Source organism: Aliidiomarina taiwanensis (assembly GCF_003987015.1).
Taxonomy (GTDB): domain Bacteria; phylum Pseudomonadota; class Gammaproteobacteria; order Enterobacterales; family Alteromonadaceae; genus Aliidiomarina; species Aliidiomarina taiwanensis.
Genome location: NZ_PIPQ01000001.1, coordinates 672,731 through 698,113, shown reverse-complemented (window position 1 = coordinate 698,113; position 25,383 = coordinate 672,731). Strand labels below are relative to the sequence as shown.

At 50.9% G+C, this 25,383-nt stretch carries 20 protein-coding genes; 15 read left to right on the top strand and 5 right to left on the bottom strand.

The genetic code is table 11. From position 1 onward, the window contains the following. Nucleotides 1–64 precede the first annotated feature (64 nt). The 5 genes from hppD to CWE15_RS03210 all read left to right on the top strand — a co-directional run bounded on the left by hppD (nucleotide 65) and on the right by CWE15_RS03210 (nucleotide 6,528). Complete coding sequence (gene hppD / locus CWE15_RS03230; protein WP_126756594.1) at nucleotides 65–1,141, top strand: 4-hydroxyphenylpyruvate dioxygenase; 1,077 nt, start codon at nucleotides 65–67, stop codon at nucleotides 1,139–1,141. Further along, nucleotides 1,134–2,264: a homogentisate 1,2-dioxygenase gene (locus CWE15_RS03225; RefSeq protein ID WP_126756593.1), complete on the top strand. Its 1,131-nt coding sequence runs from the start codon at nucleotides 1,134–1,136 to the stop codon at nucleotides 2,262–2,264. Before hppD ends, CWE15_RS03225 begins: the two co-directional genes overlap by 8 nt. 2 nt (nucleotides 2,265–2,266) lie before the next feature. After that, nucleotides 2,267–3,292, top strand: coding sequence for a fumarylacetoacetate hydrolase family protein (locus CWE15_RS03220; RefSeq protein WP_126756592.1), 1,026 nt, complete (start codon nucleotides 2,267–2,269; stop codon nucleotides 3,290–3,292). Then, a complete protein-coding gene (gene maiA / locus CWE15_RS03215; RefSeq protein WP_126756591.1) occupies nucleotides 3,289–3,930 on the top strand; it encodes a maleylacetoacetate isomerase in 642 nt (213 codons plus the stop codon). The genes CWE15_RS03220 and maiA overlap by 4 nt, the downstream gene beginning before the upstream one ends. A 90-nt stretch (nucleotides 3,931–4,020) precedes the next feature. Further along, the gene (locus CWE15_RS03210) at nucleotides 4,021–6,528 is read left to right on the top strand and encodes a prolyl oligopeptidase family serine peptidase (protein WP_126756590.1); all 2,508 of its coding nucleotides are present in this window, start codon (nucleotides 4,021–4,023) and stop codon (nucleotides 6,526–6,528) included. A gap of 74 nt (nucleotides 6,529–6,602) precedes the next feature. Here the strand turns inward: CWE15_RS03210 and asnS are convergent, their stop codons facing one another. Both asnS and bioA read right to left on the bottom strand, forming a co-directional pair. Next, complete coding sequence (gene asnS / locus CWE15_RS03205; protein WP_126756589.1) at nucleotides 6,603–8,003, bottom strand: asparagine--tRNA ligase; 1,401 nt, start codon at nucleotides 8,001–8,003, stop codon at nucleotides 6,603–6,605. Between the two features lie 60 nt (nucleotides 8,004–8,063). Continuing rightward, the gene (gene bioA, locus CWE15_RS03200; protein WP_126756588.1) at nucleotides 8,064–9,359 is read right to left on the bottom strand and encodes an adenosylmethionine--8-amino-7-oxononanoate transaminase; all 1,296 of its coding nucleotides are present in this window, start codon (nucleotides 9,357–9,359) and stop codon (nucleotides 8,064–8,066) included. Between the two features lie 86 nt (nucleotides 9,360–9,445). Between bioA and bioB the strand changes: the two genes are divergently transcribed. The 4 genes from bioB (at nucleotide 9,446) to bioD (ending at nucleotide 13,184) form a co-directional block, all read left to right on the top strand. Then, on the top strand, nucleotides 9,446–10,483 hold the full coding sequence (gene bioB / locus CWE15_RS03195; RefSeq protein WP_198674964.1) for a biotin synthase BioB: 1,038 nt from the start codon (nucleotides 9,446–9,448) through the stop codon (nucleotides 10,481–10,483). Then, nucleotides 10,470–11,690: an aminotransferase class I/II-fold pyridoxal phosphate-dependent enzyme gene (locus tag CWE15_RS03190; RefSeq protein WP_126756586.1), complete on the top strand. Its 1,221-nt coding sequence runs from the start codon at nucleotides 10,470–10,472 to the stop codon at nucleotides 11,688–11,690. Before bioB ends, CWE15_RS03190 begins: the two co-directional genes overlap by 14 nt. Next, the gene (locus CWE15_RS03185; RefSeq protein WP_126756585.1) at nucleotides 11,687–12,361 is read left to right on the top strand and encodes a methyltransferase domain-containing protein; all 675 of its coding nucleotides are present in this window, start codon (nucleotides 11,687–11,689) and stop codon (nucleotides 12,359–12,361) included. Before CWE15_RS03190 ends, CWE15_RS03185 begins: the two co-directional genes overlap by 4 nt. A 127-nt stretch (nucleotides 12,362–12,488) precedes the next feature. Further along, the gene (gene bioD, locus CWE15_RS03180; RefSeq protein WP_126756584.1) at nucleotides 12,489–13,184 is read left to right on the top strand and encodes a dethiobiotin synthase; all 696 of its coding nucleotides are present in this window, start codon (nucleotides 12,489–12,491) and stop codon (nucleotides 13,182–13,184) included. Between the two features lie 4 nt (nucleotides 13,185–13,188). On the opposite strand, the gene pepE is transcribed toward bioD, so the two are convergent. Further along, a complete protein-coding gene (gene pepE, locus CWE15_RS03175) occupies nucleotides 13,189–13,887 on the bottom strand; it encodes a dipeptidase PepE (RefSeq protein WP_126756583.1) in 699 nt (232 codons plus the stop codon). 130 nt (nucleotides 13,888–14,017) lie between these two features. Here pepE and htpX point away from each other — a divergent pair, with 130 nt between their 5' ends. The 4 genes from htpX (at nucleotide 14,018) to CWE15_RS03155 (ending at nucleotide 17,833) form a co-directional block, all read left to right on the top strand. Next, entirely contained in the window at nucleotides 14,018–14,908 is an 891-nt protein-coding gene (gene htpX, locus CWE15_RS03170) for a protease HtpX (protein ID WP_126756582.1), read from the top strand. Further along, entirely contained in the window at nucleotides 14,905–15,543 is a 639-nt protein-coding gene (locus CWE15_RS03165) for a flavin reductase family protein (protein ID WP_126756581.1), read from the top strand. The genes htpX and CWE15_RS03165 overlap by 4 nt, the downstream gene beginning before the upstream one ends. A gap of 102 nt (nucleotides 15,544–15,645) precedes the next feature. Then, nucleotides 15,646–17,022, top strand: a complete 1,377-nt coding sequence (locus tag CWE15_RS03160) for a class II 3-deoxy-7-phosphoheptulonate synthase (protein ID WP_126756580.1) — start codon at nucleotides 15,646–15,648, stop codon at nucleotides 17,020–17,022. Between the two features lie 16 nt (nucleotides 17,023–17,038). Continuing rightward, nucleotides 17,039–17,833 (top strand): DUF1338 domain-containing protein, encoded by a 795-nt coding sequence (locus CWE15_RS03155; protein ID WP_126756579.1) that lies wholly within the window; start codon nucleotides 17,039–17,041, stop codon nucleotides 17,831–17,833. Nucleotides 17,834–17,881: 48 nt separating this feature from the next. Here the strand turns inward: CWE15_RS03155 and ppsR are convergent, their stop codons facing one another. Beyond that, entirely contained in the window at nucleotides 17,882–18,688 is an 807-nt protein-coding gene (ppsR, locus tag CWE15_RS03150; protein WP_126756578.1) for a posphoenolpyruvate synthetase regulatory kinase/phosphorylase PpsR, read from the bottom strand. Between the two features lie 121 nt (nucleotides 18,689–18,809). Between ppsR and ppsA the strand changes: the two genes are divergently transcribed. Continuing rightward, nucleotides 18,810–21,185 (top strand): phosphoenolpyruvate synthase, encoded by a 2,376-nt coding sequence (gene ppsA, locus CWE15_RS03145; RefSeq protein ID WP_126756577.1) that lies wholly within the window; start codon nucleotides 18,810–18,812, stop codon nucleotides 21,183–21,185. 18 nt (nucleotides 21,186–21,203) lie between these two features. Beyond that, nucleotides 21,204–24,242: a D-2-hydroxyglutarate dehydrogenase YdiJ gene (gene ydiJ / locus CWE15_RS03140; protein WP_126756576.1), complete on the top strand. Its 3,039-nt coding sequence runs from the start codon at nucleotides 21,204–21,206 to the stop codon at nucleotides 24,240–24,242. Between the two features lie 76 nt (nucleotides 24,243–24,318). On the opposite strand, the gene CWE15_RS03135 is transcribed toward ydiJ, so the two are convergent. Continuing rightward, nucleotides 24,319–25,368: a Glu/Leu/Phe/Val dehydrogenase dimerization domain-containing protein gene (locus tag CWE15_RS03135; protein ID WP_126756575.1), complete on the bottom strand. Its 1,050-nt coding sequence runs from the start codon at nucleotides 25,366–25,368 to the stop codon at nucleotides 24,319–24,321. Between the last annotated feature and the right edge of the window lie 15 nt (nucleotides 25,369–25,383).

Below are 25,383 nucleotides of genomic sequence, written 5' to 3'. Positions count from 1 at the left end.
GTGGTTCAAGCTAAAAAGGTTACAAGAATATAACAATAATAAAGACACCACAGGAGGACACCTTATGTCTGATCAAACAATAAACCCTATGGGTACCGACGGCTTTGAGTTTGTTGAATACACAGCACCAAATGAAAAAGGCATTAACGACTTAAAGCACCTATTTAAACTGCTTGGCTTTACAGAAGTGGCAAAACACCGCCGGAAGGAAGTTTGGCTGTATAAACAAAACGACATTAACTTCATTATTAATGCGCAGCCAGGTTCACAAGCCGAAACCTTTGCTTCCGCTCACGGCGCGAGCGTGTGTGGTATGGCTTGGCGCGTAAAAGACGCCGAACATGCCTTTAACCATGCACTCGCCAATGGTGCGAAGGAGTTTAAGCAAGACGTAGGTGTTATGGAGCTGAATATTCCAGCCGTGTACGGCATTGGTGAAAGTGCCCTTTATTTTGTGGATCGCTACGGCAGCCAAAGCATTTACGATGTGGACTTCCAGTTTTATGACAACTGGGAAGAGGAAATGAAGAAAAACGAAACAGGTATGGACTTGGTGGATCACCTAACCCATAACGTGTTTCAGGGCAATATGGACGTGTGGGCCGGCTTCTACGAGCGCATTGCTAACTTCCGAGAAGTCCGTTACTTCGACATTGAAGGTAAGCTAACAGGTTTATTAAGCCGCGCTATGACGTCGCCGTGTGGAAAAATACGGATTCCTATTAACGAGTCTCACGACGATAAGTCGCAAATTGAAGAATACCTACGTGAGTACAATGGTGAAGGAATTCAGCATATTGCCATGAACTCAAATGATATTTACGACACAGTACGTAAACTGCGTGAGGGTGGCATGGAGTTTATGCCTACACCTGACACTTACTACGACAAAGTTGACGAGCGCGTAGAAGGCCACACAGAAGACGTAGACGCTTTACGTGACTTGCGTATTCTTATTGATGGCGCCCCCATGAAAGACGGCATTCTGCTGCAAATTTTTACCCAAACGGTGATTGGCCCTGTGTTCTTTGAGATCATCCAACGCAAGGGGAACGAAGGGTTCGGTGAAGGTAACTTCAAAGCCTTGTTTGAGTCGATTGAAGAAGACCAAATACGCCGTGGAGTGCTCAGCGATGCGTAAACCCATTTCTTTTCCAAAGCAGGTAGGGACAGCTTCGCGCCAAGCCCATGCTGACTTTCCGGAAGAGGCAATGTATGAACGTGAGGCGGGCCGGAGTGGATTCTTCGGCCCAGCGACCCACTTTCACCATCAGCATGCCCCCACCGGTTGGAGCGACTGGGAAGGCCCATTACGGCCGCGTGCTTTTAATTTCCAAGAGCTACAAGGCTTGGACACGGCGTCGCCCTGGGTTGCGCCAAACCTACTGTACAATGCCCATTGCAAGTTCCGTATATGGCATGTCAGTGAGCCCATGAAAAAGTTGGCGCGCAACGCCGATGGCGACGACCTCATGTTTGTGCACGAAGGGGGCGGTGAGTTCTTCTGTGACTACGGCCATTTAACACTGCGTGACGGTGACTATTTGGTGATTCCACGCTCCACCAATTGGCGTCTGGAGCCGACTTCACCCATGCAAGTGGTGATGATAGAAGCCACCAATGGTGCTTACCAGTTACCCGACAAAGGCTTGGTGGGGAATCATGCTATTTTTGACCCGGCGTGTCTCGACGTCCCAGACATTAACCAACGTTTTAAAGACCAATACAGCGAAGACAGCTGGCAGGTGGAAGTAAAACGCCATGGTGAAGTGTCTGTGGTCACGTTTCCTTATAATCCACTGGACGTGGTCGGGTGGCACGGTGACTTAGCACCCGTGCGGGTCAACTGGCGCGACTTTCGCCCACTCATGAGCCACAGGTACCACTTACCGCCTTCAGCGCACACCACCTTTGTGGCAGAGCGCTTTGTGGTTTGTACTTTTGTACCGCGGCCTATTGAAAGCGACCCAGGCGCCTTGAAGGTGCCGTTTTACCACAATAACGACGACTACGATGAAGTGTTATTTTACCATGCGGGCGACTTTTTTAGCCGTGACAACATTGAAAAAGGCTCGGTGACTTTCCACCCCGCTGGCTTTACCCATGGCCCGCATCCAAAAGCGTTTCAAGCGGGCTTACAGCATAAAAAGAAATTTACCGACGAAGTGGCGCTGATGCTCGATACACGCGACGCCTTGTCAGTGGGGGAAGCCGCACATGCCGTTGAAAATTCAGACTATGTAAAAAGCTGGCAGGAGAAATAAGAATGAAATTAGCAACCTATCGTGACGGAACGCGCGACGGATACTTGGTGGTGGTTAGCCGCGACCTAAAACGTGCTGTGGCTGTACCTGAAATAGCCAGCACCATGCAACAAGCCATTGATAGCTGGGACGAAGTAGAGCCTAAGTTGAAAGAAGTGTACATTGCTCTGAATAACGACAAGCTGAACGACGACGTGGCCTTTGACGAGACGAATTGTGAGTCGCCGTTGCCGCGCGCGTATCAGTGGGCCGATGGTAGTGCTTATGTTAACCACGTGGAACTTGTGCGCAAAGCCCGTGGTGCAGAAATGCCCCCCAGCTTTTGGGAAGACCCACTGATGTATCAGGGCGGCTCGGACGCTTTCATTGGGCCGCGGGAGAATGTACCACTGCCGAGCGACGAGTGGGGCATTGACTTTGAAGCTGAAGTGGCTGTTATCACCAACGATGTGCCCATGGCGGTCAATGCCGCTGCAGCGGGCCAGCATATTAAGCTGTTGATGTTAGTGAACGACGTTTCGCTGCGCGGTCTGATTCCCGGTGAGCTGGCCAAAGGGTTCGGCTTTTTCCAGTCGAAGCCGTCGTCCGTCTTCTCGCCTGTTGCCATTACGCCTGACGAGCTCGGTGACAAGTGGCAGCAAAATAAAGTGCACTTACCCCTGCTTTCCACATATAACGGCAAACTATTTGGTAAGCCGAACGCAGGTGAAGACATGACCTTTGACTTTGCTCAGCTAGTTGCTCATGCGGCGAAGTCGCGTCCATTAAGTGCAGGAACCATTATTGGCTCTGGTACGGTGTCCAATAAACAGGGGACCGAGCATGGCTCGAGTATTGATGAAGGCGGTGTCGGTTACAGCTGTATTGCCGAAGTGCGCATGATAGAAACCATTCGTGACGGCAAGCCCAGCACTCCTTTTATGAGTTTTGGTGACAGCATTCGTATTGAAATGCTAGACGAAGAGGGCGCGTCTATTTTTGGTGCTATCGACCAGAAAATGGTGCAGTACAAAGGGCCAAAGTCGTGAAGCTCTACGGTTACTGGCGTTCGTCTGCAAGTTATCGAACGCGTATTGCCATGCACTTAAAGGGCCTTGCTTTTGAGTATGAGCCGGTGCACTTGGTAAAAGACGGTGGCGAACAGAAACAAGCGGCATATAGGGCATTGAACCCGGTGGGCTTGGTGCCTACCCTGGTGGACGGCGACTTGGTGTTGAACCAGTCGCTGGCTATTATTGAGTACCTTGACGCTCAACATCCGAAAAACCGCCTTATTCCCGAAGACCCTAAGCAAGCAGCTATTGTGCGCAGCTTAGCCTTGGATATGGCGGCAGAACTTCAGCCAATTACCAACTTGCGTGTATTGCAGTATTTAACCGGCACGTTAAGGGTGTCGGACGAGGCTCGTTTAGACTGGATTCACCATTGGGTTGCAACTACCTTTGCGGCCTTTGAGCAACGGCTTGAGCAATACGCTGGCGATTATTGTGTAGGCGACACGGTAAGCCTTGCGGATGTATGCTTGGTGCCACAAGTGTATAATGCCAAACGTTTTCAGGTGGACTTAAGCCCATACCCTCGGTTAATGGGGGTGTATGAGCGTTTGCAAGCTTTACCTGCGTTCCAGCAAGCGCAGCCTGAAGCTCAACCCGACGCTGAAGCCTGACCGTTAACCGCAACAGCGCTCGCCACCGGCGGGCGCTTTTGTTTTAATAGAACGACTTTTAGCCCTTGGCATTCTCAATAGGAATTAAGAATGAAGAAAACACTTGTGTTAGCTATTTCTGCTGCCCTGTTTAGCACGTCCTGTGCGATGACAGACAATACGGCACAGTCGACGGCCAGTGTGGTGCCAGCAGCTTCACTGCAAACTGCCACGGCAGTTGAACGTGCACCAGCAGCTGTTGATGCCCCAGCCTTTACCATGGAACAAATTATGGCCGATCCAGACTGGATAGGCCGTAGCCCAGAGCGTCCGTTTTGGTCACTGGACGGCAAACAGGTATTGTTCCAGCAGAAACAAGAAGGCAGTCCAGTGCGCACTTTACAGCGTGTTGCATTTGAAAATGGTCAGCCTCATGTGAGTGAAGTGGCCTTAAGTGCATTGCATCACGAAGCCACAAACTCCCGAGTTTATAACGCGGACCGTACCCGTGCGGCTTATATTTTTGAACGCAATATATTCGCAGTGGACTTAGCGACAGGCGCAATCTCTCAGCTAACGCAAGACAATGCCAACCGCAGTAGCTTGCAGTTTTTAGCCGACGGTCGATTAAGCTACCGTCAAGGTAACGACTTCTATGCTATGGACGCCCAAACCGGACGTACACAGTTGGTGGCGAGTTTGGCGACCTCCGATGCGCCAGAGCCAGTACAAGCACCCAGTGACTACCTGGCGAAAGAAGAAGTTGACTTAATGCTGTACAACCAAGTTCAACGCCGTCAGCGCCAGCAACGACACGACTACAAAAGCGCAGTGCAAACAGAAAACCCGGCCACAGCACCCAAGCCATTTTACTTAGGCAAAGGTCAGCAGGTTGTCGCAGCTAGCCTTTCGCCCACAGCAGACAAGCTGATCGTGGCGATTTCCAAACCGCAAGGATGGCGCGGTGAGGGTGACCTCATGCCGCGTTTTGTTACCGAGTCAGGTCGTATCGAGATGCAAAACGTGCGGCGCCGTGTGGCCGACGCAAAGCCCGTTAGTCATGAGCTATTTCTTCTCGACATTGTCACTGGTGAAAAGCACGCACTGAGCTATGAAAGCCTGCCAGGGTTTGACGAGGACGTGTTGCGTGAGGTGCGTGAAGAAAACTACGCAGCCCGTGGTGAAACCTATACCAGCGAGCGAAAGCCGCGCGCCATTGGCGTACTCCCTAACTGGGCTGCAGGACAAGGCAATATAGCTTGGCAAGCAGACGGCAGGGGTGTTGCTGTGATGCTACGCGCTTGGGACAACAAAGACCGCTGGATAGCCACCATAGACTTTGCTGAAAAGACGTTAGTGAACCAGCACCGTTTGCACGATGACGCCTGGATTAACCGTCATTTCAACGACATGGGGTGGTTACCGAACAGTAATAAGCTGTGGTATACCTCAGAAGAAAGCGGTTATGGGCATTTATATGTGCGCGACTTAGGCAATAAGGGCCGTACTCAGCAGCTGACCTCGGGCGCGTACCAAGTACAGCAAGTGGTATTAGACAATGCCGGCGAAAACTTCTATTTCCAAGGCAATAAAACCCACCCGGGTGTGTATGAAGTGTATCGGGTGTCTGTTGATGGTGGTGAAGTGCAGCAATTAACCGATTTGGGCGGTATGACGTCGTTTGTGCTAAGCCCAGACGAGTCGCAGCTGCTTTTGTCTCATTCAAATGCACTGCAGCCAACCGAACTTTATGTGCAAGAAAACCGGGCAGGCGCAACAGCCAACCGCATAACCTATACCGTGTCGGAGCAGTTTGCTGCCATGCCGTGGACAGCGCCTGAAATAGTGGCGGTGCCGTCGAGCCATGGCGACCACCCCATTTACAGCCGGGTGTACTTACCTGAAGGGTACGACGCAAACGCAGCGGAAAAGTATCCAGCCGTGGTGTTTATTCACGGTGCGGGCTACCTGCAAAATGCCCACGCTGGTTGGTCGAACTATTTCCGCGAATTCATGTACCACAACTTACTGGTAGAACAAGGGTACGTGGTGCTAGACCTCGACTACCGTGGCTCAGCAGGTTATGGCCGCGACTGGCGCACAGCGATTTATCGTCAAATGGGTACACCCGAGGTTGAAGACCTAGTAGACGTGGTGAACTGGATGGGCGAGCACCGTCATGTGGACACAGAGCGTGTAGGTACTTATGGCGGCTCTTACGGTGGTTTCTTAACCTTTATGGCCCTGTTCAAAGAGCCAGGCCTATTCCAAGCGGGTGCCGCTTTACGGCCGGTGACAGACTGGGCGCACTACAATACAGGCTACACGTCGAATATTTTGAACCTGCCTCAGGACGACGCCATTGCTTACCGTCGAAGTTCGCCTATTTACTTCGCCGACGGCCTGGAAGACGCCTTGCTGATCAATGCGCCTATGGTAGACGACAACGTCTTCTTCCAAGACACAGTGCGTATTGTGCAGCGCTTTATTGAGCTGGAAAAAGAAAACTTCGAAACGGCTATTTTCCCAGTGGAGCCGCACGGTTTCGTGCAGCCTTCCAGCTGGTTAAATGAGTTCCGGAAAATTCATAAGTTGTTTGAAGAAAACCTGAAGAAATAATGTTCGTCGGTACGAAAAAACCCCAACCTAGGTTGGGGTTTTTTATTCTTACTGTTTATGGTTTTACAGCGTTTTTAGAAGTCGGCGCTATGGGGTGCACGCGGGAAGGGGATAACGTCGCGAATGTTCGACATACCCGTTACATACGACACTAAACGCTCGAAACCTAAGCCAAAACCGGCGTGAGGGACTGTGCCATAACGGCGTAAGTCGCGGTACCAGCTGTACTCTTCTTTCGGTAAGCCCATTTCGTCAATGCGCTTGTCAAGCAGGTCTAAGCGTTCTTCACGGGCACTACCACCAATAATTTCACCAATACCTGGGGCTAATACGTCCATGGCCGCAACGGTTTTGCCGTCTTCGTTTTGGCGCATATAGAAGGCTTTAATGTCCCTCGGGTAGTTTTTCAAAATAACAGGTGCGCCTACATGCTCTTCAGCGAGATAACGCTCATGCTCAGACTGCAGATCAACACCCCATGCCACCGGGTATTTAAACTCTTTGCCGCTCTTTAACAGAATATCAATGGCGTCCGTGTAGTCCATGTGCACGAAGTCGTTTGAAATCATGTGCTCGAGGCGGGTAATGGCGTCTTTGTCTACACGCTGGGCAAAAAATGCCATGTCGTCAGCACGCTCTTCCAGTACCGCTTTGAACACATACTTCAGCATGTCTTCAGACAGCTTGGCAATATCGTCTAAGTCAGCAAAGGCTACTTCAGGCTCAACCATCCAGAACTCCGCAAGGTGGCGGCTGGTGTTGGAGTTTTCGGCACGGAAAGTAGGGCCAAAGGTGTACACTTTCGATAGAGCGCAAGCATAAGCTTCCGCATTCAGCTGGCCGGACACGGTTAAGAAAGCTTCTTTGCCGAAGAAGTCTTCGTTGTAATCCACTTGGCCTTTGTCGGTCAGCGGCAGGTTGGTCATGTCCAAGGTAGAAACCCGGAACAATTCACCCGCGCCTTCGGCGTCACTGGTGGTAATAATGGGGGTGCTTACCCAGAAGAAGTTATTCTCATGGAAAAAACGGTGTAAGGCTTGCGCCAGGGTGTGGCGTACACGCGTTACAGCACCGGTAATGTTCGTGCGCGGACGTAAATGCGCATATTCGCGTAAATACTCCATGCTGTGGCGTTTTGGGGCCATGGGGTAAGTTTCCGGATCTTCTACCCAGCCAAGTACTTCCAACGCACTGACTTGGAGCTCAAACTCTTGGCCTTTGCCCTGAGACTCCACCACAGTCGCTGTGACAGACACAGAGCAGCTGGTGGTTAGTTTTTGTACTTCAGAGCTGTAATTTTCTAGCGAATTAGGAACGACAGCCTGCACAGCGTCAAAGCACGAGCCGTCGTGCAAATTTATAAAGGAAAAGCCAGCTTTCGAGTCGCGCCGAGTGCGCACCCAGCCACGTAGCACAACTGTGTCACCCACAGCATGTTTTCCTGCCAAAATGTCTTTGACAACTGCAAAGGTCATTGATGTTCTCCAACTGCATGTTAAAAATGGATTGTTATGTTACCTTGCTCGCCATGATACTCAAGCAAAATGTTGGCAAAAAGCCGCGATTGCCTGCGTTAACTGCTGAATATCTTGTTCCGTCGCAATATAAGGCGGCATGATATACAGCAAGGTCCCGAAGGGACGTATCCAAACCCCTTGTTTTACCAAGAAGGCTTGCGCTTTCGCTACATCAATGGGCGTTTTCATTTCCACGACACCAATTGCACCGAACACGCGCACGTCGGCCACTTGTTCATACGCCCTGCAAGGCGCGAGCTCTCGTTTCAATTGGGCTTCAATGCGTGGTACATCTTGCTGCCAGTGACCTTCAGCAACCATGGCTAAACTTTCGCAGGCTACGGCACAAGCAAGTGGGTTGGCCATAAAAGTCGGTCCGTGCATGAGCACACTGGCTTCACCTTGACCTATGGTGTCTGCCACATGCCGGCTGGCTAAGGTGGCGGCTAACGTCATGTAACCACCCGTGAGCGCCTTCCCGACACACAGTATATCAGGGCTGATATTGGCATGCTCACAGGCAAACAAACGCCCCGTACGACCAAATCCAGTGGCTATTTCATCGGCAATCAGCAACACGTCGTAGGCGTCGGCAAGACGACGGGCGCCCGCCAAGAAGCCTGGGTGATAAAAGCGCATACCGCCTGCGCCTTGTACAATAGGCTCAAGAATAATGGCTGCTAATTCCTGGTGATGCGCAGCAAGCAAACTCTCAAAGGCGTCAAGCTCCACGTCTTGCCAGGTGTCCTCGGGTTTTAGCTGCGGCGCTGGAGCAAACAGGTGGTGTGGTAACACACTTTGAAACAAGCCGTGCATGCCATTCACCGGGTCGCAAACGGCCATGGCCGCAAAGGTGTCGCCATGGTATCCCTGACGAATGGTGAGCAACCGGCTTTTCTCGGGTTTGCCGCGGCTGGTTTGGTATTGCAGAGCCATTTTTATGGCGACTTCCACCGCAACCGAGCCCGAGTCAGCGAAGAATACGGCGTCAAGCCCTTCCGGTGCCATGGCCAGCAGCTGCCGCGCCAGTTGCACCGCGGGAGGGTGGGTGATGCCGCCAAACATGACATGGCTCATTTGACTGGCTTGATCAACTAACGCTTGGTTTAGCCGCGGGTGGTTATACCCATGAATGGCCGACCACCAAGAGGCCATACCATCCACTAATTCGGTGCCGTCCGCTAGGGTTAATTTGGTGCCCGTCGCAGACACCACAGGGTAGGTAGGTAGCGGGTTACGGAGCGACGTATAGGGGTGCCAAATATGCCGGGCGTCAAAGGCCAAGCCATCTTGTACTGTTTGAAATTCAATCATAGGTAAACTACTTTTCTTTTGGTTTGTTGACAGTTTACCTTGTGCAGTTATTCTTATCGAGTAAATTCATGGCGATAGGAACCAGTATGACCACTGCATGGAAACGGGAGCAAATACAGGCTTTATTTGAGCTCCCATTTAACGATTTACTTTTTCAAGCTCAAACCGTTCACCGCGCACATTTTAAGCCGAACGAAGTGCAGGTTTCCACCTTGCTTTCGATTAAAACCGGAGCTTGCCCTGAAGACTGTAAATACTGCCCACAAAGTGCCCGGTACGACACGGGGCTAGAAAAGGAGCAGTTAATGGAAGTGCAACAGGTGTTAAAGCAAGCCGAGCGGGCTAAGTCGACGGGTGCGACGCGCTTCTGCATGGGGGCCGCGTGGCGCGATCCGAAAGATCGCGACATGCCAAAGCTTCAGGCCATGATACAAGGCGTACGCGAATTAGGCTTAGAAACCTGTATGACCTTGGGCATGCTCAACGGTGAAAAAGCGCAAGCCTTAGCTGAAGCAGGCTTAGACTACTACAACCATAATTTAGACACCTCACCAGAATATTACGGCGATATTATTACGACGCGCACTTATGCAGACAGGCTCAATACCATTGAAAATGTGCGCAGTGCCGGCATGAAAGTCTGCTCGGGTGGTATTGTTGGTATGGGCGAGCAGGCGAAGGATCGTGTGGGTCTACTCCAACAACTGGCGAACATGGAACAACCACCGGAAAGCGTGCCCATTAACATGCTGGTGAAAGTACCTGGCACCCCCATGGCAGACTTGGACGATCTTGACCCGTTTGAGTTTGTGCGGACCATTGCCGTGGCACGTATATTAATGCCCACCTCGCATGTGCGTTTGTCGGCAGGGCGTGAAGCCATGAGCGACGAGTTACAAGCCCTCTGTTTCTTTGCTGGGGCCAACTCCATATTTTATGGTGAAAAACTTCTCACCACAGACAACCCGGAAGCGGAAGCCGACCAGCAGCTCTTTGCTCGCCTTGGCATAGTGCCGGAGCAGCGCTCAGTGCACCAGCAACAGCTTGAACAGGAGGCCACGGCTGTGGACCAAGCGCATCAAGCCTTAGCCCCTGAACCTCTGTTTTACAATGCCGCACCTTAACGCCATGGGGCTGCAACAACAACTAAAAGCGTTTCAACAAGCGCGTAAAGAAAAGGCGCTATGGCGGAGCCGTCAGGTGACCGCTATGGGTACCCGGGCCTTTAATTTTTCGAGTAATGACTATTTGGCTTTAAGCACCCATCCAAAGGTGATCCAAGCCTTTCAACAAGGGTTAGAAGTGTGGGGTGCTGGCTCGGGCGGCAGCCCATTAACAACGGGTTACCAAGGGCCGCATCAAGCGCTAGAAGAAGCGCTGTGCGCTTGGCTAGGGGTCGAGTCCGTGTTGTTATTCAATTCCGGCTACGCCGCCAACCAAGCCTGTATGAAAGCGCTGACGCAACTAGGGGCTGTGCCAGCGCTAGACCGATTAAGCCACGCGTCTTTGTATGCGGGGGCCTTGTCGGGCGCAGCACAAGGTCAGCGCTTATTGCGTTTTCACCACAACCACGTAGAGCATGCTCGCAAACAACTTAACACGCTCCCCCATTCGACCCCCGGCGTCTTAGTTACCGAAGGTTTATTTAGCATGGACGGGGACAGCGCTCCTTTAGCTGACTTCATTGCGCTAAAAGCAGATCAGAAAAAGCACGGCCGCAACACTTTGTTGTTTGTTGATGACGCTCATGGGTTAGGGGCGCGTGGGCAAGCAGGGCGTGGTTCAGTCCCCGCAAGCTATATGTCTCACATTGACCTGCTTACGGCCACCTTTGGTAAAGCTTTGGGCTGCCAGGGCGCTTTTGTGGCGGGTGATAAGGCTTTTATTGAATACTTGGTACAAACAGCCGGGGAATACATTTACAGTACCGCTATGCCGGCTGCACAAGCCTGTGCGGTACTGGCTGCCATTGAACTTGTTCAAGACGAGTCTTTGGCGTTGCAGCAACAGTTAGCAACTCAGGTCAAGCTGTTTCAACAGGAAGCAACGCAGCTCGGCATTCCTTTACTGTTACCTGAACAGGGGCCTGTAAGTGCTATTTTACCTTGTGTGCTTGGTTCAGCAGACAAGGCGTTGCGTTTAAGCCAGCAATTGCAGCAACAAGGCATAACCGCAGTAGCCATTCGGCCACCAACGGTGCCGCAAGGGAAAGCTCGCGTGCGTTTTACCATCAGCTTGCAGCAAACTCCCCAGTCCATTCAACAAACGGTGCAAGCATTGCACCAAGCGTTACAGCAGCAAAGTGCCCCGTGGGTTGAGGAGACGCAATGAGCGAGGTGCATGTACAGCAAGCATTTAACCGGGCTGCGGCCAAATATCAGACGCTTTGTTATGGCGCAAACACGGCCACCCTGCAACAGCAAGCCGCCCAATTATTACTGCAGCAGACTCTGGCTGCGCACAAGCAGCCTGCTAAGCAACTCCTCGATTTGGGATGTGGCTCGGGGGTGCATTGGCCAAAACTACATACGTTAAGCAAAAATTACCTCGGCGTAGACCTGTCACCCGCCATGATAGGGCAAGCCCGCAAGCGCTATGGTATGCCTGCAGGGACACACTGGCTAGTAGGCGATGCTCAGGCATTACCGCTGCCCAATAGCGTAACAGACTTGGTGTTTTCTAATTTGGCTTTGCAGTGGTGTCCGCAGCCAGAACAGGTGGCCGCAGAGTTATTTCGGGTGTGCAAGCCCGGTGGGCGTATTCATGTGTCCACCTTAATTCAAGGCAGCTTAGTCGAATTAAAGCATTTGCAGCAACTAGGGCTGCTAACCCGTGTGAACCGTTACCCAAGGGCTGCCCAGTGGCAACAGGCCTTGCAACAAGCCGGCTTTCAACAGGTGCTTGTAGAGCAAACCCAAATTACCACCCACCATGATTCTGCAGCCAACTTATTACGCAGTATGAAGGCTATAGGCGCAAGCCGCGTACTGCAGTGTTCTTAGTCGCGGGGCTTGCGGACTCCCCATTGGTTACGCCAAGTCCACCAAGCCCTCGCTGCTTTTGAGCAAGAGCAGGGCATACCTCTTACTTATCACCTTGCATTCATCCAAGCATATACATGAGGTGTTTATGACCCAGCGAGTTTTTGTGACAGGCACGGACACTGAAATTGGGAAAAGCCAGGTGGCGGAACTGATTTTGTCCACGCTGCCATACACGGCGGTGAACCATGGTTGGAAACCCATTGCGGCTGGCTGCGAACAAAATGGGCAAGGCCAATGGGTGAATGAAGACGCCTTACTATTGCAAAGTGCCAGCACCAGCCAGTGGGGGTATGCCAGTGTTAATCCTATTGCTTTACCACAGCCTATAGCGCCGCATATAGCGGCTCAGTATGCGCAGCTTCCCTTGTCGGTGCAGTTGGTGCAAGAACACTTCGAAGCATTGCCAAAGCAGATGGATCATCTCGTGATTGAAGGCGCTGGCGGCTGGCTGCTGCCTTTAAATGCAAAAGAAACCCTAGCCGACTGGGTGTGTTTAAACCAACTACCTGTGGTCTTGGTGGTGGGCATGCGGCTCGGTTGTTTAAACCATGCGTTACTTACTTGGCAAGACATACAAGCGCGTGGGCTGCGTTGTTTGGGCTGGGTTGCTAACTCACCCGAGCCAACACCTATGGCAGAGTATGCCGCGAACTTGGCTTACCTACAGCATGCTTTACCTGTACCCATGTTAGCGGAAGTGCCGTTTATGGCGACGGAACAAGAAAGGCAACAGTGGTTGCAGCAGCATGCCCAGTTTGGGGCGCAGCTGCTGCAAAATTAACACATTAAAGCCAGTGTGAAATAGTGCTGCCAGCTTTTAAGGTGCGGCGGGTGTTGTCAGCAAACACAACCCCGTCTTTCTCACCGAGAAGCTGCATGTGCTGGCCTTGTACTTTTAATGCTGTGCCTTCCATAATTCCCAGCACAGGCGTGTGGCTGTCCACCACCATAAACTCGGCAATGCGTTGGCTGCGGGTTTCACCGCGGTGACCTTTTGGCATTGCGTCGGTAAAGTGAGGGTTTAACTGAAAAGGCACCACGTTTAAAGCGTTAAAGGAGCGTGGCTGAATAATGGGCATATCGTTGGTGGTGCGAATGCTTGGCCCTGCAATGTTCGAGCCTGCGCTCCAACCCGCATAAGGCATGCCTTCTTGAATACGACGCTTTAAAACGTCAAGGCTGCCGGTTTCGTAAAGGGTATGCAGCAGCATATAGGTATTCCCGCCGCCAACGGCTACTGCCTCGGCTTCGGCAATGGCTTCCGCAGGCTGGGTATAGTCCTGAATACCTGTTACTTGAATGTTCTCTTTAGCCAACGCCTCTTGCACCATGCCTGTGTAGGTCTCATGGCTCATGGTGACGCCTGCATAAGGGATAAACAGCACCCGTTTGCCAGCGAAATGTTCGCTCAGCCAAGGTAGACCGTGGGCCAAATAGTCGGGGTTGTCTGCACGAGAACTACTCATTAACAGCAGGTTACGCATGTGTTCATGTCCTTTCGTTACTAAAAGTGAAAGCGAAGCTTATCATTTACACGTAAAACATTGAACTTACGGCATCTGCCCCCATCTATGAAGCAGTTGTATTGTGTTTAGCTGTATAGGTCACATTCTTATGAAACGTACGATTCTTTTTCTAGCAACCAACCTTGCCATTTTGGTTGTGTTTAGCCTGGTTGTGAATATTTTGATGGCGGTGCTTGGCATCGACTTTGGAAGTACCTCCGGCTTATTGTTATTTGCTGCTGTGTTTGGTTTTGGTGGCTCATTTCTTTCCCTAGCTATTTCTAAGTGGATGGCCAAGCGCTCAACCGGTGCGCAGGTAATTACCCAGCCGCAAAATGAAGTAGAGCACTGGCTATTGAACACTGTGGCACGCCAAGCGCAGCAGGCCGGTATTAAAATGCCGGAAGTGGCTATTTATAACTCGCCCGAGCCCAACGCCTTTGCCACAGGCCCCAGCCGCGACAACTCGCTGGTTGCTGTGTCTACAGGACTGTTACGCTCCATGACCCGAGACGAAGTGGAAGCCGTATTAGCCCATGAAGTAAGCCACGTGGCCAATGGCGACATGGTTACCTTGACGTTAATTCAAGGGGTGGTAAACACCTTTGTTATTTTCTTAGCCCGTATTATTGCTGGGGCAGTAAACAACATGATGCGCAGCAACCAAGACGAAGAGCATGGGCAGGGTGGTTTTCTGTACTTTGGCTTGGTCATGGCCTTTGAAATTTTGTTTGGCTTCTTGGCCAGCATAATTGTTATGTATTTTTCCCGTCAGCGCGAATACCGTGCCGACGCCGGCGCTGCACGCTTAGTAGGAGCCAATAAAATGATCGCGGCCCTACAACGGTTAGGGCAAGGGCGTATGGACGAGTCGGAGCTAGAAGGCTCATTAGCAGCCTTTGGTATTCGAGGTGGCAAGAAGCAAGTCAGTGAATTATTTTTAACCCACCCACCTTTGGAAAAGCGCATTATGGCGCTGCAACAAGGACGCTTTTCATGATTATTGAACTGGCCAGTATGAGCAAGAACCAGGTGTACCATACCATGACCCAAACCTTGGTACCCCGACCCATTGCTTGGGTGCTTTCTCAGCATACACAGGGGCACTTGAACCTAGCGCCATTCTCTTACTTCACGGCGGTTTCAAGTAAACCGCCGCTGCTGATGTTCTCTGTGGATGAAAAGTCACCAGGGGAGCTCAAGGACACAGCGGCCAATATTCAAGCTTCACCATACTTTGTCGTGCATATTGCCAGTGCTGAACAAGCGGAAGCTGTGACAGAAACATCGCGCACGCTGCCAGCAACCGAGTCGGAACTTGCGAACATTGATATGCCCACAGTACCTTTTGAGGGGTTCCCCTTGCCGCGGTTAGCCGAGGCACCTGTTGCTTACGGCTGTAAGCGACATAGCACGTATCAGTTACCTGGCTCTTCGCAAACCCTCGTATTTGGAGAAGTAGAGTGTATTTATATTGCGGACCATTGCGCCGAGCGTATTGAGTTTACAGACAAACAAGGGCAGCAAAGAACCCGCATTCAGGTGTCTGCAGAAGCCATAAATCCATTGAGCCGACTCGGCGCTGGAGAATATGGCAGCTTAGGACCGATAAAGTCCGTACCAAGGCCCCGATAGTCGCCTGTAGCGGTTGCGTTTATATAAGCCAGCCGATACTATTTGTACTCTTTTGCACCACTCGGTAGGTGCTTTTCTCAGATGTTCGTATAAAGGTATAAGATGTCCTCAAATAACCCAGCATGGAGTACAAGTAGCTGGCGTGATTTTCCAGCCCAACAGCAACCTGATTATCTTGATAAAGCCCAACTAGCCGCAGTTGAAGCCCAACTAAAGTCGTTTCCACCGCTGGTGTTTGCCGAGGAGATTCGTAGCTTAGAAGCCAACCTCGCGCAGGTCTGTCAGGGGCAAGGCTTTTTACTGCAAGGGGGCGACTGTGCAGAGTCATTCCAAGACTTTACCGCACCCAAAATACGCGACACCTTCAAAGTTATTTTGCAAATGGCCATTGTACTGACCTTTGCAGGCTCATGCCCTGTCACCAAGGTAGCCCGCATGGCCGGCCAGTATGCCAAGCCTCGTTCAAGCGACTTGGAAACCATAGGCGATATGAGCCTACCCAGCTACCGAGGCGACATTATTAATGGCGCTGAATTTACGGCAGAAGCACGGGTACCTGATCCGAACCGCATGATCACTGCGTATCATCACTCTGCGGCGTGTTTAAACTTATTGCGTGCATTTGCGCAAGGGGGCTTGGCTGACTTACATAAAGTGCATAAGTGGAATATGAGCTTTGTGGAAGCAAACCCCTTGAAGGACAAGTACCTGGAGCTTGCCAGCAAGCTCGAAGAGTCGTTGCGTTTTATGCAAGTGATTGGGATTACTTCAGAAACCCACCCGACGATTCATGAAACCGAGCTGTTCACGTCTCACGAGGCCTTACTGTTGCCTTATGAAGAAGCGTTAACGCGTATCGACACCTTAACGGGGCTTCCCTATAACTGTTCGGCGCATATGCTTTGGATTGGTGAGCGTACCCGTCAGTTAGACCATGCCCACGTGGAGTTTTTCCGCGGGCTCAATAACCCCATTGGGGTCAAGCTGGGGCCAAGCACACAGCCAGACGACGTTATGGCCTTAATGGACACCCTGAACCCAGACAACAAGCCGGGCCGCTTAACCTTTATTACTCGCATGGGCGCAGACAACCTGGCGGAGCATTTGCCCAAGCTGATTCGGAAAGTGGAAGCGGAAGGGCGCCATGTTATTTGGTCGAGCGACCCGATGCACGGCAACACAGTAAAAACAGGAAATGGGTACAAAACCCGTAACTTTAACGCCATTGTGCGTGAACTCGAGCAATTCTTTGCAATTCATCAAGCGGAAGGCTCGTATGCGGGTGGAATTCATTTGGAAATGACCGGTGAGGACGTCACCGAGTGCACAGGCGGAGCTTATGCCATTTCCGAGTCGGACCTTGTACAACGCTACAAAAGCCAGTGCGACCCTAGGTTAAATGCCGACCAGGTTTTAGAGCTGGCGTTTTTAGTTTCGAAGTCGTTGGCGAATGCACGCCAAGGACAAACCAACGTTTAAGGAGCAGTAGAACATAATGCAAGCAGATCAGTTTTTTGAGTTACTGTGGCAAGACTACATTTCCCGCACACCGTCTGCGGCGAAAGTGCACCAAGTTCTTGGCCAGGGTAATGAAATTATCAACGACCACGTGGCTTTTCGTACTTTCAACATCGAGCCGATTGGCTTAGAGTCTTTAGCGAAGCTGTTTGAGGGTATGGGGTACTTTGCCAACGGCGACTACCACTTTGAAGAGAAAAAGTTACGCGCTAAGCATTTTGAACATGAAAACCCGAACCTACCCAAAATATTTTTAAGTGAGTTGTTGGTTGAAAAGTTCAGTCCTGAACTGCAAGAGTTTGTGCATTCCATTGTGGCGCAAATTAACCCAGAAGACGTAAAACAGCCTGAGTTTATGTTCTCGGGAACGCACTGGGACATTGACTATTCACGCTACGAAAGCTTGCTGCAAGAAAGCGAGTACGCCGCGTGGTTAAGCACCTTTGGTTTTTGTGCCAACCACTTCACTGTGAACGTGAATGAGCTAAATGACTTTGCCACGCTTGAACATGTAAACCAGCTGCTAAAAGAAGCGGGCTTTACATTGAACACGTCAGGCGGCGAAATTAAAGGCTCGCCAGAGGTATTCTTAGAGCAGTCGTCCACCATGGCCGACGAAGTGGATGTGCAGTTTAGTGACCGCACGGCTAAAATTCCAAGCTGCTTTTACGAGTTTGCACGCCGCTACGAGTTACCCGAAGGTGGCTTGTATACAGGCTTTGTTGCAGCCTCTGCAGATAAAATTTTCGAGAGCACCAACAAAGTAAACTAAAGGGTCCTAAGCTAAATTTCTGAGCGGACACCTTTCTGAAAGCGCTACCTAATACCGGTAGCGCTTTAATTTTGTAATGGCCATAATTTTGGCTGCTATTTCTTCAACCGAAGCATGGGTTGAGTTTAAATAGGGAATAGCCTCCCGCCGATACATGCTTTCTATATGCTCTACTTCTTTTTCGCACTGCTCCGTTGACGCATACCGGCTATTTGCCATGCGGTTGTCGCGTATTTGTTGGAGTCGCGTGGCGTCTATGGTTAAACCAAATAACTTATGGCGGTGCATTTTCAAGTCACTCGGCAATGACAAGTCCGCCATGTCCTCTTCCGTGAGCGGGTAATTTGCGGCTTTTACGCCATACTGCAGGGCCAAGTACAGACAGGTTGGAGTTTTCCCCGTGCGTGAGGCTCCCACCAAAATAATGTCGGCTTCAGGATAGTTTTTGGTTGTCACTCCGTCGTCGTTAGCGAGGGTGTAGTCAACGGCGTCAATCCGAAAGGAATAGTCTTGGTGAATACCGTGGGTTCTATTGGTTCTTGGTTGAGGCTCAACACCCAGTTCAGCCTGCACTGGTGCCACATAATGGTCCAAGAAGTCGAAAGCAACGGCTTGGCTACTGGTCACTATGTTTTTAATCATCGGGTCTATAATGGTGTGAAAAATAAGGGGCTTTTCCCCTTGAGCTGCAAACTCAGCATTTATTTCTTCAACGGCTAAGCGGGCTTTATTTTCGTCGTCGATAAACGAAAGGGTGCGGTGTTTCACCTCTACGGGGAATAAAGAAAGGATGGCGTGACCAAATGTTTCTGAGGTTAATGCTGTTCCGTCGGATATATAAAAGGCTGTACGCATAAAAGTTGTTTATCTCGAGTATACAAGTGGACATTCATGTTAACCTTTTGCTGTGGAATGTGTAAAATGATTGCACCTTCAAACGCTCCAGCATTTATGCGCAGATAACAAGGAAAAGACCGTGCAAGACTTTGTACTTTGGTATCAAGATTTAGGAATGGGTGATGTAAGCCGAGTTGGGGGTAAAAACGCCTCCCTCGGAGAAATGATCAGTAACTTAGCCGGTGCAGGCGTTACTGTGCCAGGTGGCTTTGCAACAACCTCGGAAGCATTCAACAGCTTTCTTGAGCAAAGCGGCTTAAACGATAAGATCTATGCATTACTCGACACATTGGATGTGAACGACGTCAAAGCACTTGCCGTAGCAGGTAAGCAAATTCGCGAGTGGATTATTGAAACTCCGTTCCAACCCGAATTCGAAGAAGCAATACGCCAAGCCTACGACACCCTGAGTGCCGGCCAAAGCGATGTTAGTTTCGCCGTCCGTAGCTCCGCCACCGCAGAAGATATGCCAGACGCTTCCTTTGCTGGTCAGCAAGAAACCTTTTTGAACGTACAGGGTATCGACGCTGTGATGGAAGCAACCAAACACGTGTTTGCTTCTTTATTTAACGACCGAGCTATTTCTTACCGAGTGCATCAGGGTTACGACCACAGAGGCGTAGCCTTGTCTGCGGGCATTCAACGTATGGTGCGTTCAGACTTAGCCACCGCCGGTGTGATGTTCTCCATTGACACCGAGTCTGGCTTTGACCAAGTGGTGTTTATTACCTCTTCCTACGGGTTAGGAGAAATGGTGGTGCAGGGTGCGGTTAACCCGGACGAGTTCTTTGTGCATAAGCCAACATTGGCAGCAAGCCGCCCAGCCATTTTGCGCCGTACCATGGGCAGCAAAAAAATTGAAATGGTTTACTCAGGCAGCACAGAGCACGGTGAACAAGTGCAAGTGCAAGACGTAGACGAAGCGCGTCAGCGTCAGTTTTCTTTGTCTGACGAAGAAATTCACGAGTTAGCCAAGCAAGCCGTTATTATTGAACAGCATTATGGCCGCCCCATGGACATTGAGTGGGCGAAAGACGGTCAAGACGGCAAACTCTACATAGTACAGGCCCGTCCTGAAACTGTGCGCTCAAACGAAAAAGGGCAAAGCATTGAGCGTTTTGCCTTGCAAGAAACCTCGGAAGTACTGGCCTCTGGCCGTGCCATTGGTCAGCGTATTGGCAGTGGCGTGGCACGTGTTCTGAACTCCATTGACGACATGGACCAAGTGCAACCAGGCGACGTACTGGTAACGGACATGACAGACCCCGACTGGGAGCCTATTATGAAGCGGGCGTCTGCCATTGTCACTAACCGTGGGGGCCGTACCTGTCACGCCGCAATTATTGCGCGCGAACTAGGCATTCCAGCGGTGGTTGGCTGTGGTAACGCCACCGAGCAAATTAGTGACGGTATTGATGTCACTGTGTCTTGTGCTGAAGGCGACACCGGCATGATCTACAAAGGCACATTGAACTTTGATGTGACCCAAACAGAAATTGGTAGCATGCCAAGCCTGCCGTTAAAAATTATGATGAACGTGGGCAACCCAGACCGTGCCTTTGACTTTGCTACCTTGCCTCATGAAGGGGTTGGTTTAGCGCGGCTTGAGTTTATTATTAACCGCATGATAGGCGTGCACCCACGGGCCTTGCTCGAGTTTGACTCACAAACCGACGAAATGCAGGCGGCTATTCGTGACCATATTGTTGGTTACCCAGACCCCATTGAGTTCTACATTCGTCGTTTAGTGGAAGGTATCTCCACCTTGGCTGCGTCTTTTGCGCCAGAGCGAGTGATTGTCCGTATGTCTGACTTTAAGTCGAACGAATACGCCAACTTGCTCGGTGGTAACCAGTACGAGCCAGAAGAAGAAAACCCAATGCTGGGCTTCCGTGGTGCTTCCCGTTACTTGTCGGAAGAGTTCGAGCCATGTTTTGCCCTTGAGTGTGAAGCTATTAAACGTGTTCGTAACGACATGGGCTTAACCAACGTGGAAATAATGATCCCGTTTGTGCGTACGCTTGAAGAAGGGCGGGGGGTTATTGAAGTGTTGGCTAAGCATGGTTTACGCCAAGGCGAAAACGGCTTACGTGTTATTATGATGTGTGAGTTACCGTCTAACGCGTTACTGGCAGACCAATTCCTCGACATTTTCGATGGTTTCTCCATTGGCTCCAACGACTTAACCCAGCTAACGCTTGGCCTCGACCGTGACTCAGGCGTTATTGCGCACCTGTTTGACGAGCGTGACGAAGCGGTGAAAGCCTTGCTGTCAATGGCCATTCAAACAGCCAAGAAGCGCGGTAAGTATGTGGGAATTTGCGGCCAAGGGCCGTCGGATCACCCCGACTTTGCCCACTGGCTGGTAGAACAAGGCATTGACTCGGTGTCACTGAACCCAGACACAGTGGTAGACACCTGGCAATACCTCGCACAAGAACTGTCGAACACTTAACAGAAAAGGAAGTAGAACATGAGCACTGCGTTACCCACGCTGCAAGATGTATCTCGCGTGGCGGATGAAACCGAACGCTTTTTAAACGCATTAGGTAAGGCAGGGTTCATAGGCGACATAGACGCCTCCTACGGGGGGCGTCTGATTGCTGCAACCGACAACAGTATTTATCAGCAGCTGCCACAAGCAGTTGTGTACCCGAAAAGTTCCCACGATGTTCGCTGCCTATTGCGGGTCGCTAACAAAGCAGAGCACCAACATATCACTTTTTCGCCACGAGGCGGGGGGACTGGCACCAATGGCCAGTCGCTTACGCCAGGTATTGTGGTGGATGTTAGCCGCTACTTAACCAATATCCTCGAACTCAACCTAGAAGAAGGTTGGGTGCGGGTAGAAGCCGGCTTAGTCAAAGACGCATTAAATGAATACTTGGCGCCTCATGGCTACTTTTTTGCACCGGACACCTCCACCAGTAACCGTGCCACTATTGGCGGCATGATAGGCACCGACGCTTCCGGGCAGGGCTCTTTGGTGTACGGCAAAACAAGCAACCATGTGCTTGGCTTACGAGCCTTTTTAGCGAATGGTGAAGCCCTCGACACGGCACCTATAGCCCGCACGCAGGCAGAGCAAATAGCTCAAGAAAACTCCACCTTAGGGGCTATTTATCAGCAAGTATTAAAAAGCTGCGTTGACGAGCGCGCCACCATCGACGATAAGTTTCCACCGCTGAATCGCTTTTTAACGGGCTACGACTTAAAGCATACATGGGACAAAGAAGCAGACACCATTGATCTTTCTCGCTTACTCACCGGGGCGGAAGGTACATTGGCCTTTGTGACCGAAGCGAAGTTGAACATTACCCCCATTCCCAAACATAAGGTGTTGGTGAATGTAAAATATCAAAACTTTCAGGCGGCGTTACGCCATGCACCTGCCTTAGTAAAAGCCCGTGCCACCTCTGTTGAAACCGTGGACTCCACGGTATTTGACTTAGCCCGCAACGACGTGATTTGGAGCGAAGTGAAAGACCTGCTCACGGACGTAGAAGGCTTCAGCATGGACGGCATTAATATGGTGGAGTTTACCGCCACAGAAGCCGCCGATATAGAAGACAAGGTGGCAAGTTTATGCGCCACCCTTGACAGGTTAGACCCGAATGAAAGTGGGGTTATTGGCTACCAAGTGTGTGCCGACGGGGCAAGTATTCAGCGTATTTATGCCATGCGGAAAAAAGCCGTAGGGCTGCTGGGCGCTACCAAAGGTCGGCGAAAACCCGTTGCCTTTGTGGAAGACACAGCGGTACCACCAGAGCATTTAGCCGACTTTATTGAAGAGTTCCGTGCCTTACTGGATGCAGAGCAGTTGCAATATGGCATGTTTGGCCATGTGGACGCTGGCGTTTTGCATGTGCGACCCGCGCTTGACTTAACCCAAGACGAAGACGAAGCACTGGTGCGCCGAGTAAGCGACCAAGTGATGGCACTCACAGAGAAATATGGCGGCCTTATGTGGGGCGAACATGGCAAAGGCTTTCGGTCTGAATATGGGCCGGAGTTCTTTGGTGAACACTTATTTATGCAGTTGCGCCAACTGAAAGCTGTATTTGACCCGCTGAACCGAATGAACCCTGGCAAAATATGTACGCCGGCTCATTCAGACGCTGCATTGGTGTCGGTAGACGCCCGTAAGCGGGGCTGGTTCGACAAGCAAATCCCCCTAGAGGTGCGTGAAGACTGGCAAAGCGCGATGGACTGCAATGGCAATGGGCTTTGTTTTAATTACGACGCCACAACACCTATGTGTCCTTCCTATCGCGCCACGAAAGACCGGCGTTATTCGCCGAAAGGCCGTGCCTCTTTATTGCGGGAATGGTTACGTCTCACCCACACGGAAGGGCAAACCCTTGGGCAAGCTAAACCCAGCTTTTGGCTGAAACGAGTATGGAATACTTGGCGAGCCGGCACAGACTATAACCATGAGGTGCGCGCAGCCCTCGACACTTGCTTATCGTGTAAAGCATGTGCCACTCAGTGCCCCGTCAGCGTGGATATACCGACCCATAAGTCGCGCTTCTATCAGCATTACTTTAGTCGGTACGCACGGCCACTAAAAGACTACCTGGTGCGTGACGCAGAGCAAGTCTTACCGCGCCTTGCGAAAACCCCGCGGCTGGCCAACGCACTGACGCAAAACCCATGGAGCCGGTGGCTGCAAGCACGGCTGTTTGGGTATACAGACACGCCGAGCTTTGCCGTGCCTAGCCTGCAGCAGCGCATGGAAAAAATGACCCACTTACTCAGTTGGGACGACTTTTATAACCTGACCCAAACCGAGTATTTTGACGCCAGCGACTATGTGGTTGTGGTGCAAGACGTGTTTACCTCCAGCTATGAGCCTGAAGTCATAGAAGCCTTTTTACAGGTTGCCCAGCGCTGTGGCAAAACGCCTGTGGTGATGCCGTTCAAGCCGAACGGCAAAGGCCTGCATGTGAAAGGCTTCCGCACACAGTTTCGTCAACAAGCGCAGCGCATGGCGAACCAACTAAATGAATTACACAACAAAGGCGTCAGCCTAGTTGGTTTAGATGCTGCAACAACCTTATGTTTCCGGGACGAATACCATGAAGTGCTGGGTGAGCAGCGGGGCGAATTCCGCGTTGATCTTGCTCATGAATGGATTATTCGCAACATGCCGGTGAAATTACAGGCTCAGGCATCGAATGCCCACTATACCTTGCTACCGCACTGTACAGAACAAACGGCATTACCAAACCTCAAGCAGGCCTGGAGTGCTATCTTTAATGTGCTGGGTCTGAAGCTAGAAACGCCAGCCATGGGCTGTTGTGGTATGGCGGGCAGCTTTGGCCATGAAGTGGAACAAAAAGAGTTAAGTGCTGATATATTCAACTTAAACTGGAAGCACGCCCTACAGCAAGAAGGGAGCGTTCCCTTAGCAACCGGGTTTTCTTGTCGCTGTCAGTCGGAACGTTTTACCCCTGAAAAAGCCAAGCCACAACACCCCTTAGTGGTGCTCGCGCAGGTGCTTTCGCCATAGTAGAAAAAAAGCCTAATGAGCAAAAAACTCATTAGGCTTTCCTATTTTAAACGTCCGTTTGCAGAAGCAAAGAAGCTTAGCCTGCGTTCTCCGCTGCTTTAGCAGCTAAGATTTCACGGGCCATTTCATCGGCAATTTCACCCGTAGGGCGGTTTTCTTCCTTCGAGCGCGTGAAAATTTTGTCCAGGGTGTTGTAAATGTTACGTACCCGAGCGGCCGTTTCTTCATTGCTAAAGCTAGCTGCTTCCGAGCATACGTGAATAACACCACCGGCATTAATCACATAGTCTGGGGCGTATAAAATACCCATGTCTTTTACTTTTTGGTCGTGCTCTGGCGTGGCCAGCTGGTTGTTGGCACTCCCGGCAATAACTTTTGCTTTAATACGTTGCAAGGTGTCGTCGTTAATGGTGGCACCCAGTGCACATGGCGCGTACACGTCAACTTCTTGGTCGTAAATTTCGTCTATACCAACCGCCGTTGCTGCTAACTCTTTCACAGCACGGTCAACCGCTTCTTGGTTCACGTCAGTGACAAACAAAATAGCACCGTCTTTAGCACAGTGCTCGGCCAGGCCGTAACCAACAGCGCCTAAGCCTTGAATAGAGATTTTAACGCCGGCTAGGTCGTCTTTATTTAAAGCATGTTTTACAGCGGCCTTTAAACCAAGGTATGCGCCAAGGGCCGTATGCGGCGAAGGGTCGCCCGCTTTTTCAGCTGTGCCTGCAACATAACGGGTTTGAGTTGCAACAATGGCAATGTCTGTGGTGCGAATGTTCACGTCTTCAGCGGTTATGTATTTACCGTTTAACGAGTTAATAAAGCGACCGTAAGACTTAAATAACGCTTCGGTTTTATCGGTTTTTGCATCGCCAATAATAACCGCTTTACCGCCACCGAGAGGCAAGCCGGCAAGGGCGCTCTTATAGGTCATACCGCGAGAAAGACGAAGCACATCGGTAAGAGCTTCTTCAGAAGACGCATAGTTCCACATACGCGTACCGCCAAGGGAAGGGCCCATGGTGGTGTCATGCACAGCAATAATAGCCTTTAAACCAGATTCTTGGTCATGGCAAAAAACCACTTGTTCGTGGTTATCAAACTCTTTATGTTCAAACAGGGACATGAAATTTACCCTTTT